Origin of the sequence: Nocardiopsis baichengensis YIM 90130 (assembly GCF_000341205.1) — a bacterium.
Classification (GTDB): Bacteria; Actinomycetota; Actinomycetes; order Streptosporangiales; family Streptosporangiaceae; genus Nocardiopsis_A; species Nocardiopsis_A halophila.
The window spans coordinates 226,836-240,218 of the sequence record NZ_ANAS01000013.1 but is presented as its reverse complement, the minus strand read 5'-3'; the positions used below and the strand labels follow the sequence as shown (position 1 = coordinate 240,218).

The window sequence follows — 13,383 nt, the reverse complement described above, 5'->3', positions numbered from 1 at the left end:
CCGCCGTCACCGTCACCGGGCTCGCCCGGCTCACCGGAACCGCCGTCACCGTCACCGGGGTCTTCGTCGAACAGCCCGACCTCGAGCGTGATGCCGATGTCCGCGGGGGAACCCTCCGCCGGCTCGACCGGAGCCTCGACCGGCTCGTTGGCCGCCTCGTCCGCGTCCGCGAAGGCCGGGGAGGCCGAGAAACCGGCCGCCAGCAGGCCCGCTGCCGCGACACCGAAAGCGCGTCGTGCGTGCGACATCCTGCTCCTTTCTTCTTTCAGTAGAGGGGGATCACTCAGGGGAGAGCGCGTACACGGAGTCGCCGGAGACGACCACCGCCCGGTCGCCGAGGATGCCCCAGGGACGGGCCGTGTCCTCTTCGAGTACGGTCGGCTCTCCCGCAGCGTCGACGGCGACGGATTCGCCGTCGAGCTCGCCGTAGACCCGGTCACCGGAGGCGCTGACGGGATCGAGGCCGACATCCTGCGCCTCGCCCGCGGCCAGGTCGAACACGACCGGGCCGTAGGCGGCGACACCGTCGCCCTCCACCCAGCGCGCGTCCTCCAGATCCGCCGGGTCCACGGGAGACTGCGCGATGACGGATCCGTCGCGCGAATCGTGGACGGCGAGGACCGACTCGCCGCCCGCGCTCCAGACGACGACGACCGTCTCGGCCCGTGCCGTCAGAAGCTCGTCCATCTCGTCGGCTCCCCGGGGCTCATCGGGCTCCACCCGCTCGCCTCCGGGGCCGACCCATTCCCACGGGCCGGTGCGCACCGCGGTGAGGACGTCCCGGCCGTCGTTGAGCATGGCGCCGTAGCCCTCGGGGACCTCGACGGCGGTCAGCTCACCGCCCTCGGGGACGTAGGCGTCGTCGCCGTCCTCCACCAGCGGGGCGTTCCCTGCGAAGGAGACCCGCGCACCGTCGGGGACCTCGGTCTCGACGGGCTCGCCCCCTTCGGCCGGCCACTGCCACACCGAGCCCTCGCCCAACAGGGCCACCCCGTAGGCGTCGCCCTCGGCGACGAAGTAGGGGGTTGCGTCCGAGCCGGCCAGTTCCTCCGGAACCTCGGACGACCACAGCTCCTGGCCTTCGGGACCGACGAGGTTGAGCGTGCCCGCCTCGTCGATGAACGCCACCGAGCCGCCGTCCGGGGCGACGGAGGGGTTGGCATCGGGCGCCAGAGGGCGCGTCCATGCGGCCTGGTCGCTGAAGCCCGGCGGGACCGGCCGGCCGTCGAACACGATCGGCCGGTCGTCGTCCCCGCCGCCACCGCCGCCGTTGTCGGAGCCGCCGGTGGGCAGGAGCCCGAGGGCGACGTAGCCGCCCCCGCCGAGCAGGCCGAGCACGAGCACGCCGCCCACCACCGAGAGGGCGATCACGCGCCCCTTGCCGGAGGACTTCTTCTGTTCCTGCTGCCCGATGAGCTCGGAGTCGGTCCCGCCGACCGTCTGCACCACACCGGTGGGCGACACCGACAGCTGCCAGGAGCCGTTGGCGTCGCGGGCGTTGACCAGCACGGGGCGGCCCAGGTGCGCGGCGTAGGACGCCGCGGCGTCCAGGGCGCTGCTGCGGGTCTGCCGGGGCGTCTCACCGGTGACCACCTGGGTGCGCCCCGCGATGGTGACCTCCGCGCTGCGCTCGTCCGGAGAGATCACCACGATGACGGAGTAGTGGTGCGCGCCGGGATCGGGGTTGTTCATGCGCCACCGCCCGCCGCCTGCCGGACACGGGGGCCGGCGGAGGGCCGTCCGGCCCGCGGGGGAAATGCTGCGCTCATGCTGTTCGGGAACCTGTTCATCGACTCGTCGAGAGGCCGCCTGTCAGGAGGCGTGAAGGGCGGATCGCGGGGGGGCTGCGGGCGATGTCGCTCGGCCGCCCCGGTGCAGACCGTGTCCGGGGCCGGCGGTGTACGGATCCGTCGGCGCTTTGGGGCGACACGGGCCTGGAAGAGCATACTGTCCCCCCTCTGACACCGCCGGGCTCGCCCTGCCCTTGGAGAACACGGCCGCGCAGGGTGGCGCGGATCCCTGCAACCCCGTGGAGCCACTGCGCGTCACCACCTACTCACGCCTTTCACCAGCAACAATGCACAAGGGGTCATGGGGTCGGCAGGTGAAGGCCCCTCCCGGGGACGCCCTCGGGCGCCTCCTCGGGGGTGTTCGGGTCGTGTCGCAGTGACCGCTTCCGGCCATGGATCCGTGATGCTTCCGACGCGGTTCCGCGACATTTCGGAACCGGAACGCGCCGACGGCCGCCCCGGTCCGACGGGGAAACGACACTGGAGCAGCATTGGAGCGGCCGAACAGTGCCCCCGCCCCGCCGGTCTCCGCTCTACGCGGGTCGACGGCTCCAGAGGCGATTCCGACCGCTTCTAAAGCGGGGGCCGGCGGGGCGAACGGGGTGGCGTCAGGCCCGCGCCTCACGCACAGGTGTCGAGCATGTCCCCGAGGCCGTCGTGGTCTTCCTGCGCCAGCGGCAACCCGTAGCGGTCGGTCACGTCGATGTAGGCCAGGGCGTAGTCGCACTGGAAGCCCTCATAGGGCTGCCACTCACCGGGGCCGGCGTCGCCCTTGGACATGTTGGCCGGGCCGTCGGCGGCGAGCAGGTTGCCGGGGTCGTTGGCGAACTCCACACGGGTGTCGCGGTCCCACTCCGAGGCGCCCATCCTCCAGGCGAGAGAGAGCGGCACCACGTGGTCGATCTGCACGGCCTGCGGGTCGTCGGCGGAGAAGTCGATCGTCTCGCCCGTATAGGGGTCGTCCAGGACCCCGCCCAGGACCTTGCAGTCCTGACCGACATCGGTATCGGCCAGGTCGCGGGCGAGGACGTCGTTGCGCGTCGAGCACCCGTTGTCGTCGGTGTCGATCCAGGACGACCCGAACTCGTCGCGCTCGTAGTCCCCGCGCGGGGCCGGCTCGGCGACGGGGATCTCCTCCAGCGCGCTCCGCGCCTCCTGGGCGTCGGCGCTTTCGCCGCCGACGGGGGTCCCGGTGGCCTCCTCGCCGGTGAGCACGCGCAGTGTTCCTTGAAGGCCTTCCTCTTTGACCATCAGGAGGAAGGCGGCGAGGGCGATGACTGCGACGACGATCGCGAAGGCACCGGTCTTGCGGCGGTCGCGCGTGGAGGTGCGGGGCATGCTGTGCTCAACCTGTCGTGACTCGGGGACGGGGAGTACGGGGGCGGACGCGCGTCGGGGCCGTCCTCGTCAAGGATGCCCGACGCCGGCGCGGATTCAGTCTTGCGGGGGGCTCTGGGACCGGCCTGAGGACGGTGCGGCGGGCGCTTCGGCGGTTTCGGGGGGTTCCTCGGGCTCTGCCTCAGGCGCTGCCTCGGGCTCTGCCGGGCCGTCGGATTCGGGCCGGGCGTCCTCGCGGCGTTGCCGCGGGGCGAGGTCTTCCTCTCCCCCGCGCTCGCCTCCCCGCGGGGCCCGCAGGGCTCCCGAGTCCCCGGCGGCTCCGTCGTCGCCCGTGTCGCGGTCATCGTTCCCGGCGTCACCGGTCCCGACCTCGGCGCCACCGCCTGCGGTGCCCGCGGTGCCCGCGCTCGCCCCACGGCCGGGAAGGCGTTCGGACGCGCCGGGCCGGACGGCCCGGGACAGGCGCTCGTCGATCCGGACCCGCACCCCGCTCCACAGCCGCATGGGGCCGCTCTGAGCGCCGCCCTGCCGTTCCTCGCGCTCCTCGCGCTCCTCGCGCTCCTCGCGGGAGCGCTCGTCCCGCTCGGTCGCCGTCTGCAGGGCCTGCTCGTGCCGCTCGACCTGCCGCGTGGCCCGGGCGACGCGCCGCCCCGCCAGCTCGGCGCGGGCCGCCGCGGTGCGCTGGGTCGGCCACATGAGGTCGATCTCGGCGTTCAGCGAGGTGCCGATGAGCACCGCCAGGGCCATCACCCACAGCCACGCCAGCACCGCGATGGGGGCCGCCAGAGACCCGTAGATGGTGACCTGCCCGAAGGAGGCGTCGAGGTACACCCGCAGGACCACACTGCCCAGCAGCAGGATCAGGGCGGCCAGCACGGCGCCGGGCAGGTGCCGCCAGAACGCCACCCGGGCGGGGACGCTGAGCGCGTACAGCATCGCCACCGCCAGCACCGTCAGGCCCCCCACGACCGGCCAGTACAGGTTGTTGAGGTGCCCCACGGTCACCGGAAGCATGCTGTGCACCACGTCGGGGCCGACCACCATCAGCGGGAGCACCGCCAGGGCGAAGACCAGCGCCCCGAGGTAGGCCACGAACGCCAGCGCCCGCCGGGCGAGGTAGCCGCGCAGCCCGTCGAGGCCGTAGGCGATGGTGATCGCCTCGATGAACACGTTCATCGCCCGCGAGCCCGACCACAGGGACACCAGGAAGGTCACCGACAGCACACCGCCCTGGGCGCCGCGCAGGAACTCGTCGACCATCGGGGCGACGAGGGTGTCCACGGTGCGCTGGGTCAGCGCCTCGGCGGCCAGCTCCAGCATCCAGGTGCGGATCTCCAGCACGGTGTCCTCGCCGAGGACCCCCCGCAGGTGGCCCAGGGTGCCGACCAGCCCCAGCAGCAGGGCCGGCAGCGACAGCAGGGAGAAGAACGCCGACTCGGCCGCCAGGCCGATGATCCGGGTGCGGGCGACCGCGCGCACGGTCCGCGCCGCGAGCAGCACCGCGCCGCCCGGCACCGGGCGGCGTTCGGCCCACTCGCGCGCCCAGGTCCGCACACGCTCCGCAACGCCCCTCACACGACCACGTTAGAGTCCGCAAGGGCCGCCGCCACCGCCTCGCCCCGGGACGTCGCCCATTCGTGTCGGTCCGCATAGGCAACCGTGACCCGGCCGCGACCGGGACGGCGGCGGCGCGCCCGCCGCACACCGTCCACGTGACGTGCTTCACGGACGGGTGGGCCCGCCCAGACCTGGACATCCGGGCGCGCCGCGTGTCATGGTCGTTGCCATGATGGCTGCGATCGACCCCATGCTCTACGTGCGCCGGCACGTGGACCTGCTTCGGGTGAGCAGCGCCATCTGTCGCACCGTCGGCTGACCCGCCGCAGCGCGCGGGGCCACCGCAGGCCCCCGCGCACCCCAATCCCGCCCGTACACCAGGGGCGCGAGCGGCGCCGACGTCCTCCAGCCGAACCGGCGATCAGCCCTGCCCCGGACCCGAAGGCGCGACCGGGCAGCGACAGTCGGGGGAGCGGTGCGCGGCGGCCCGGCCCGACGCCCCGCAGATCCGCTCGGAGGACACCGGACATGCCTCCCGCCGCCTCAGCCCGCCCCCGCCGCGGGGAGGGCCAGTGGGCCCTCGGCTACCGCGAGCCGCTGAACAAGAACGAAGAGAACAAGAAGAACGACGACGGGCTCAACGTCCGCCGGCGCATCATCGACATCTACTCCAAGGCCGGGTTCGACTCCATCGACCCCGCCGACCTGCGCGGCCGCTTCCGCTGGTTCGGCCTGTACACCCAGCGCGCCCCGGGCATCGACGGCGGCAAGACCGCCGTGCTGGAGCCCGAGGAGCTCGACGACCGCTACTTCATGCTGCGCGTGCGCATCGACGGCGGCCAGCTCACCGTGGCCCAGCTGCGGGCCGTCGCCGAGATCTCCACCGCCTACGGGCGCGACACCGCCGACATCACCGACCGGCAGAACGTCCAGCTGCACTGGGTGCGCATCGAGGACGTGCCGGCCATCTGGGAGAAGCTGGAGGCGGTGGGGCTGTCGACCATGGAGGCCTGCGGCGACACCCCGCGGGTCGTCCTGGGCTGCCCGCTGGCGGGCGTGGCCGAGGACGAGGTCATCGACGCCACCGAGGAGATCCGCCGGGTCTACGACGACCACATCGGCAGCCCCCTGTTCTCCAACCTGCCGCGCAAGTTCAAGTCCTCCATCTCGGGCTGCTCCTCCTACTGCACCAACCACGAGATCAACGACGTCGCCTTCGTCGGCGTCGTCGGCCCGGACGGCACGCCCGGCTACGACCTGCACGTCGGCGGCGGGCTGTCGACCAACCCGATGTTCGCCAAGCGGCTGGGGGTGTTCGTCGCCCCCGAGCGGGTGAGCGAGGTGTGGGCCGGGGTCACCTCGGTCTTCCGCGACTACGGCTACCGGCGGCTTCGGCACCGCGCCCGGATCAAGTTCCTGGTCAAGGACTGGGGGCCGGAGAAGTTCCGCGAGGTGCTGGAGAAGGAGTACCTGGGCTACGCCCTGCCCGACGGTCCGGCGCCGCGGCTGGACCCGGGGCTGGAGCGGGACCACGTCGGCGTGCACCGCCAGCGCGACGGCCGCAACTACGTGGGCTTCGCGCCGCGCGTGGGCCGGGTCTCGGGCACCAAGCTCTCGCGCATCGCCGACATCGCCGAGGCGCACGGCTCGGACCGGATCCGCACCACCGCCGACCAGAAGCTGGTCGTGCTGGACGTGGAGCCCGAGCGCACCGAGTCGATCGTGGAGGCGCTGGAGGCCGAGGACCTGCGGGTGCGGCCCAGCGTGTTCCGCCGCCAGACCATGGCCTGCACCGGAATCGAGTTCTGCAAGCTCGCCATCGTGGAGACCAAGGACCGCGGCGCCGCGCTCATCGACGAGCTGGAGCGGCGGCTGCCGGACTTCCCCGAGCCGGTGACGGTCAACATCAACGGCTGCCCCAACTCCTGCGCCCGCATCCAGGTCGCCGACATCGGCCTCAAGGGGCAGCTGATGACCGACGACGAGGGACGCCAGGTGGAGGGGTACCAGGTGCACCTGGGCGGGGCCATGGGCCTCAACTCCGCCTTCGGGCGCAAGGTGCGCGGTCTGAAGACGACCGCCGAGGAACTGCCCGACTACGTCGAGCGGGTGCTGCGCCGCTTCCTGGACCAGCGCGAGGACGGCGAGGCGTTCGCCGTCTGGGCGGCGCGCGCCGACGACGCCGACCTGAAGTGATGCGACGGACGGTGGACGAACGTGAGTGAGAGAGCCGCCCCCCACTACTGCCCCTACTGCGGCGACGAGGACCTCGCCCCGCACGAGGGCGACGGCGAGCGGGGCGCGGGATACGCCTGGGCCTGCTACTCCTGCGCCCGGGTCTTCCGGGTGAAGTTCGTCGGCCTGCGCGCCGCCGCCGTCGCCGGCGACGCGGGCCCGACCGGGACGGATGGGAACGAATGAGCATCACCGAAGCCGATACCGGCGCCAGACCGGCGGCCGGGACCGACGAGGACGGGCGCGCCCTGGCCGAGCGGGCGGCGTCCGACCTGGAGGGCGCTCCCGCCCGCGAGGTCATCGCCTGGGCCGCCGAGCGGTTCGGCGACCGGCTGTGCATGACCTCCTCCATGGCCGACGCCCTCATGGTCGACCTGGTCTCCGGGGTGGCCCCGGGCATCGACGTGATCTTCCTGGACACCGGCTACCACTTCGCCGAGACGATCGGCACCCGCGACGCGGTGGCCGCGATGTACCCGATCAACCTCGTCAACGTCGAGCCGCTGCGGACCGTCGCCGAGCAGGACCGCGACCTGGGGCCGCGGCTGCACGGCCGCAACCCCTCCATCTGCTGCCACCTGCGCAAGGTGGAGCCGCTCAAGCGCGCCCTGGAGCCCTACGACGCGTGGCTGAGCGGGCTGCGCCGGGACGAGTCCTCCACCCGGCGCGGCGTCCCGGTCGTGCAGTGGGACCGGCGCCGCAGGATGGTCAAGGTCAACCCGATCGCCGGGTGGACGCAGGAGGACGTGGACGCCTACATGGCCGAGCACGGGGTCCTGGTGAACCCGCTGCAGTACGACGGCTACCCCTCTATCGGCTGCGCGCCCTGCACGCGCCGCGTGGAGGAGGGCGAGGACCCGCGCAGCGGCCGCTGGGCGGGGTTCTCCAAGACCGAGTGCGGGATCCACCTGTGAGCGGCGGGAGCGCGCGGGTGCCGCTGCTGGCGGTGGCGCACGGCAGCCAGGACGCGCGGTCCTCGGCCACCGTGGAGCGCGTCTTCGGGCGGGTGCGGGAGCTGCGCCCGGACCTGGACGTGCGGGTGGCCTACCTGGACCACGTGGAGCCGGGAGCCGAGGAGGCGCTGGCCGGGCTGGCCGCCGAGGGCGCGGGCGAGGCGGTCGTGCTGCCGGCGCTGCTGACCGCGGCCTACCACAGCAAGGTGGACCTGCCGGGGGTGCTGGAGCGGGCGGCGGCGGCGTTCCCGTGGCTGCGCCTGCGCTACGCGCGCACCCTGGGGCCGCACCCGCTGCTGCTGGAGGCCGTCGAGCGGCGGCTGCGGGAGGCGGGCCTGGAGGCGTCGCCGGACACCGCCCTGGTGCTGGCGTCGGCGGGCTCCAGCGACCCGGAGGCCAACGCGGTGATCGAGGCGGCGGCCGCCGAGCTGGCGCGGCGCGGCCCGTGGCGGGAGGTGGTCGCGGCGCACGCGTCGATGGCCTCGCCCACCCCGGGCGAGGCGGCGGCCCGGCTGCGGGACGCGGGGGCGCCGCACGTGGCTGCGGCGACCTACCTGCTGGCGCCGGGTTTCTTCGCGGACCGGGTGGCCGACCAGGCCGCCGCCGAGGGGGCGGCGGTGTCGGCGGCCCTGGGCGACGCGCCCGAGGTGGCCGAGCTGGTGGTCCGCAGATACGAGGAGGCCCTCCTGGAGGCTCCGGCCTTCCCGAGGGTCGCGGCCGGCTGAGGACCGGCCCGGCCGCCGTCCGGTTCCACGGCGGCCCGAATGCGGCCGCCGCCCATCCCCTGGGCGGCGGCCGCATTCGTGTGTCGGACGGACGGGAACTGGCCTTCCCTCGCGCCCGTGACTACGCTCGTGAACAGGTCGACGACGATTTTCCGGGGGATTCCACGGTTTCCCGGACAGAGGAAGGGGCCGGTCTCTACGATGTCCGCGTCTAACAGAGGAGCAGACCCCATGTCCGTTGCCGAGATCGACGCCCCGAGTCCTGGCTCCGATGCAGCGCACGGCGCATCGGAACCAGACATGCCGACTCCGGGGTCTCTACGCGCCCTCGCCGACGAGTTGGCCGAGAAGCTCCCCCCAGGATGCCGGGTCGAGGTTCTCGGAGGAGAAATCGTCGTGTCCCCCACCCCTATGAATCCGCATAACTTCGTTGTTCGGACCATCATGCTCCAAATGGAGTCCCAACTCCCCGAGGACCTGGTCACTTCGCACAATACGTCCGTGGGCCTCGACAACGATGACGGGCCGTCAACAGTCCCCGACCTCTTGGTGTTCCCCGAGGGCGCCGCCAGGAATCCACTGTGGCTCAACCCTCCGGACACGGTAGAGTTCGTTCTCGAAGTGGTCTCTAACAGCAACGCCCTCAGCGACATCAAGGTGAAGCCGAATATTTATGCCGAACTCGGGATCCCACTCTATTTGATCGTCGATCCCCGCAACGGCTCCCTCACCCTTCATTCCGATCCACGCGATGGCGAGTTCAAGGGGGTACACAAAATGGAGTTCGGCACCCTTGTAAAGCTCCCCCACCCCCTCGACGGCATTGAGATCGACACCTCCTCATTCCCTCTCTACCCCGACGACTGAGATCATTGACCAGCCCCCAAAAAGGCCCTCGCCCGCTACGCTCTCTCGCCGACTGCCTTGTGGAAGCGCTTCCAGAAGGCTTCAAAATCGAGCTCCTGTCCGGCGTGTTCGTCGCGACCCCGCCCTCGACACTGCGCCGCATAGGGATTAAGGAAAGGATATACCGTCAGCTCCTCCACCAGCTCCAGCCCCCGATAGCCCCCATGCAGCGGACTGCCGTCGGACTCCTCGACGGTGATGACTACGCCATTCCCGACGTGGTCGTGGTGGACTTGAACGAGGAGGGACCCGACGGCAATGAATGGATCACCTCGCCGGACGAGGTCTACTTGGCGGTGGACGTCGCACCTCACTCCGCTGGAGCCGGGCAAGTACTCGACAGAGCCGTCATGCATGCCGCCTTCGGCGTCCCCCTCTATTTATTCGCCGACCCCAGGGATGGTTCACTCATCCTCCACTCCACACCTACAGGCAGTGTGTACACGCCAATGAACCGAATGCACTTCGGTGACACTGTAAAATTCCCCTTTCCTCTCGAAGGCACCGTGATCAAGACGGACACCTTCACGATCGACTCCTGATTCCTTTAGTTCGGCACCCGGTCCACCGCCCAGTGAAAGTCGGTGGCACCCCCTTGGAGATGGCGTCGATGTCCTCGCCGAACAGCCCGTCAAGGGTGTCCGCCTCCTCTAGAGTGTGGAGCACATGGCTTTTTCGCACGGCTCCGTGCATGCCACCAGTGGCGGCCGGAGGAGCGACGCCCCACCGACCGTGTTCCAGACCCGACCACCCCGGTTACGAGTTCACTCCCATGCCCCCTCCCGCCCTCCTCCGCCACTCGCGTGCGCACTGAACGGCTGCTCGTCGTTTCGACGCAATGGACGACGACTCCGCACGCGGTGCGTCCACGCTCCCCGGTTGGACGCGCGAGCATGTGGCCGCCCACTTCTCCAGCGTGGCCTACGCCCTGGCACAGCTGCGCCCAGCGGCCTGGCTCGCCGGGCGCTCGCCCCAGGGGCCCGTGAAGGTCCCCGGCGGGGAGGTCCCGGGGCTGCGGCCCTGGCCGTGACGGCGGGGCGCGATAGCGTCGGGATCATCCCCTGACTCCACCACTCCGCTTCCCCCGCTTCCCCCGACCGATCCGAATCCCCCTCGAACACAGGAGGAACCAGATGGCGCCAGCACGCGGGAACGGGATCAGACGGCTCCTGCGCGACGTCCCGGTCTTCGCCGGTTCCGCCCCCGGCTTCGATCCCTCCTCGGCGCCCGACGAGCCCCTGGAGCTGTTCGAGGAATGGCTGCGGCAGGCGGTCGAGGCCGGTGTCAGCGAGCCGCACGCCGCGGTGGTCGCCACGGCCGACGCCGGGGGATCGCCGTCGGCCCGCGTGCTGATCCTCAAGGACGCCGACGAGCGCGGGTTCTCCTTCGCCACCCCTTCCTCCAGCCGCAAGGGCCGGGAGCTGGCGCAGCGCCCCGAGGCCGCCATGGTGTTCCACTGGCGCGAGCAGGCCCGGCAGATCCGGCTGCGCGGGCCCGTGCTGATCGGGACGCCCGAGGAGAACGCGCTGGACTTCCGCGAGCGCTCACCCGAGGGGCGCGCGGCGGGGATGCACGGGCGGCAGTCCGCCCCGCTCGGCGACCCGGACGAGGTCGCCCGCGCCTTCGAGGAGGGGCTGGCCGCGGTCGGGGCCGACCCGGAGGTGGTCCCCTCCTCCTGGGCGCTCTACCGGCTGGTGCCGATGGAGGCCGAGTTCTGGCAGGGCCACCCGCAGCGGCTGCACACCCGTCTGCACTTCACCCGCTCCTCCATCGACGACGCCTGGAAGCGCGAGCTGCTCTGGCCCTGACCGGCTCCGGGGCCGGCGGGCTATCCTGGGCGCCTCGTGACCGAATGCCGTTCGGATTCGCCCGGCGGTCCGCAGGGGCCGCGATCCGGAGAGGAAGGTGCGCCATGCCCGCCACGCACGAAGTGCTCAACCAGGCCACACCGCTGGAGGGGCACGACGTCGCCGCCGACCCCGCCCTGCTGGAGGGGGTGGAGCGGCAGGGAGCCGGCTGGGCGGGCGAGGAGCTGCACGAGCTCGGCCGGCTCGCCGGGAGCGCGCGGGCGCGCGCCTGGGGCGAGCAGGCCGACCGCAACACCCCCGAACTGCGCACCCACGACCGCTACGGGCACCGCGTCGACGAGGTCGACTTCCACCCCGCCTGGCACGTGCTCATGGACACCGCCGTCTCCCACGGGCTGCACGCCGCACCGTGGTCCGAGGCGCACGAGGGCGCCCACGTGGCGCGCGCCGCCAAGTTCTACGTGTGGTCCCAGGTCGAGGGCGGCCACGGCTGCCCGGTCTCCATGACCTACGCCGCGGTCCCGGCCCTGCGCCGCTCCCCCGGGCTGGCCGAGCGCTTCGAACCGCTGCTCACCGCCCGCACCTACGACTTCGGGCTGCGGGCCCCGCTCACCAAGCAGGGCCTGATCGCCGGCATGTCGATGACCGAGAAGCAGGGCGGCTCGGACGTGCGGGCCAACACCACCCGGGCGGTCCCCGGATCCGACGGCTCCTACCGCCTCACCGGCCACAAGTGGTTCACCTCCGCGCCGATGAGCGACGTGTTCCTGGCCCTCGCCCAGGCGCCCGAAGGGCTGACCTGCTTCCTGGTGCCGCGCGTGCTGGAGGACGGGGTCCGCAACCCGGTGCACCTGATGCGGCTCAAGGACAAGCTCGGCAACCGCTCCAACGCCTCCTCGGAGATCGAGTACGACGGCGCCCTGGCCTGGCCGGTCGGTGAGCCGGGCCAGGGGGTGCGCACGATCATCGAGATGGTCAACGGCACCCGCCTGGACTGCGTCATCGGCTCTTCGGCCGGGATGCGCGCGGCCCTGCTCCAGGCGGTCCACCACGCGAGCGAGCGGCGGGCCTTCGGCAAGGCGCTCATCGACCAGCCGCTGATGCGCAACGTGCTGGCCGACCTGGCATTGGAGTCGGAGGCCGCCACCGTCCTCATGACCCGCCTGGCCGGAGCGGTGGACCGCGCCGTCCGCGGCGACGGGCAGGAGGCGGCCTTCCGTCGGCTCGCCGTGGCTGTGGGCAAGTTCTGGGTGACCAAGCGCGCTCCGGCCCACGCCGCCGAGGCCCTGGAGTGCCTGGGCGGCAACGGGTACGTGGAGGAGTCGGGGATGCCGCGCCTGTTCCGCGAGTCGCCCCTGAACTCGATCTGGGAGGGCTCGGGCAACGTGGCCGCCCTGGACGTGCTGCGCGCCATGGCCAAGAGCCCCGAGGCGCTGGAGGCGTTCCTGGCGGAGGTCCGCCTGGCCGAAGGGGCCGACGCGCGCCTGGACGCCGAGGTCAAGCGCGTGCAGGAGTCGCTGTCGGACCTGGAGGACATCGAGTTCCGCGCGCGCGGGCTGGTCCGCTCGATGGCGCTGTGCCTGCAGGCCTCCCTGCTGCTGCGCCACTCCCCTGCGCCGGTCGCCGAGGCCTTCGTCGCCTCCCGCCTGGGGGACGGCGCCGGGGACGTGTTCGGCGCCCTGCCGCGCGGCGTCGACACCGCCGCCATCCTGGAGCGGGCCCGCCCGAAGGCCTGAGGCCGGTCCGCCGGTCCTCCGCCGATCGTGGCGGCGGGGGACCGGCCCCGCTGACCGGCACCGCTGACCGGCACCGCTGACCGGACCCGGCCATGTGCCGCACCGCCGCACCGCCGCACCGCCGCACACCGCCGGGCGTCGCAGAGGCGATGCGGTCCCGCACCCGCAGGGCCGTTCTCCGTACCGATTCCCGCCCGGATTGCGGCGAAATGCCGCCGTCCGCCCGCCGGTTCCGACAGGAATCCTCAGGCGAACCGCGTCGGTCCCCCGAACGACGCCCGAAAAGCGGGCAGACTACCGGTGACAGGCGAAAACAGCACCGAATTCACGACCGT

12 protein-coding genes and 2 pseudogenes are annotated in these 13,383 nt (G+C 72.3%); 10 read left to right on the top strand and 4 right to left on the bottom strand.

The window, feature by feature from the left end:
• The 4 genes and pseudogenes from C892_RS0113295 to C892_RS28910 form a co-directional block, all read right to left on the bottom strand.
• A pseudogene (locus C892_RS0113295) lies at positions 1-248 on the bottom strand (hypothetical protein); the annotation flags it as partial.
• Between the two features lie 31 nt (positions 249-279).
• Positions 280-1,692, bottom strand: a complete 1,413-nt coding sequence (locus C892_RS0113290; RefSeq protein ID WP_017557618.1) for a hypothetical protein — start codon at positions 1,690-1,692, stop codon at positions 280-282.
• Between the two features lie 719 nt (positions 1,693-2,411).
• A complete protein-coding gene (locus C892_RS0113285) occupies positions 2,412-3,128 on the bottom strand; it encodes an HNH endonuclease family protein (RefSeq protein WP_017557617.1) in 717 nt (238 codons plus the stop codon).
• A 96-nt stretch (positions 3,129-3,224) separates the two neighbouring features.
• Positions 3,225-4,703, bottom strand: coding sequence for a YihY/virulence factor BrkB family protein (locus C892_RS28910; protein WP_239647384.1), 1,479 nt, complete (start codon positions 4,701-4,703; stop codon positions 3,225-3,227).
• Between the two features lie 211 nt (positions 4,704-4,914).
• Between C892_RS28910 and C892_RS32750 the strand changes: the two genes are divergently transcribed.
• From C892_RS32750 to C892_RS0113230, 10 genes and pseudogenes are all read left to right on the top strand, one after another.
• Complete coding sequence (locus C892_RS32750) at positions 4,915-5,004, top strand: putative leader peptide (protein WP_333563675.1); 90 nt, start codon at positions 4,915-4,917, stop codon at positions 5,002-5,004.
• A gap of 209 nt (positions 5,005-5,213) precedes the next feature.
• The gene (locus tag C892_RS0113270; RefSeq protein WP_017557615.1) at positions 5,214-6,881 is read left to right on the top strand and encodes a nitrite/sulfite reductase; all 1,668 of its coding nucleotides are present in this window, start codon (positions 5,214-5,216) and stop codon (positions 6,879-6,881) included.
• A gap of 21 nt (positions 6,882-6,902) precedes the next feature.
• Positions 6,903-7,106 (top strand): hypothetical protein, encoded by a 204-nt coding sequence (locus C892_RS0113265; RefSeq protein WP_017541210.1) that lies wholly within the window; start codon positions 6,903-6,905, stop codon positions 7,104-7,106.
• Complete coding sequence (locus C892_RS0113260) at positions 7,103-7,834, top strand: phosphoadenylyl-sulfate reductase (protein WP_017557614.1); 732 nt, start codon at positions 7,103-7,105, stop codon at positions 7,832-7,834. Before C892_RS0113265 ends, C892_RS0113260 begins: the two co-directional genes overlap by 4 nt.
• Entirely contained in the window at positions 7,831-8,598 is a 768-nt protein-coding gene (locus C892_RS0113255; protein WP_017557613.1) for a sirohydrochlorin chelatase, read from the top strand. Before C892_RS0113260 ends, C892_RS0113255 begins: the two co-directional genes overlap by 4 nt.
• Positions 8,599-8,829: 231 nt before the next feature.
• Positions 8,830-9,465, top strand: coding sequence for a Uma2 family endonuclease (locus C892_RS0113250; RefSeq protein WP_239647383.1), 636 nt, complete (start codon positions 8,830-8,832; stop codon positions 9,463-9,465).
• 59 nt (positions 9,466-9,524) lie between these two features.
• On the top strand, positions 9,525-10,046 hold the full coding sequence (locus C892_RS0113245) for a Uma2 family endonuclease (RefSeq protein WP_017557611.1): 522 nt from the start codon (positions 9,525-9,527) through the stop codon (positions 10,044-10,046).
• A gap of 290 nt (positions 10,047-10,336) precedes the next feature.
• A pseudogene (locus C892_RS0113240) lies at positions 10,337-10,534 on the top strand (maleylpyruvate isomerase N-terminal domain-containing protein); the annotation flags it as partial.
• 103 nt (positions 10,535-10,637) lie between these two features.
• The gene (locus tag C892_RS0113235) at positions 10,638-11,312 is read left to right on the top strand and encodes a pyridoxine/pyridoxamine 5'-phosphate oxidase (RefSeq protein ID WP_017557609.1); all 675 of its coding nucleotides are present in this window, start codon (positions 10,638-10,640) and stop codon (positions 11,310-11,312) included.
• 104 nt (positions 11,313-11,416) lie between these two features.
• Complete coding sequence (locus C892_RS0113230) at positions 11,417-13,048, top strand: acyl-CoA dehydrogenase family protein (protein WP_017557608.1); 1,632 nt, start codon at positions 11,417-11,419, stop codon at positions 13,046-13,048.
• Positions 13,049-13,383 lie beyond the last annotated feature (335 nt).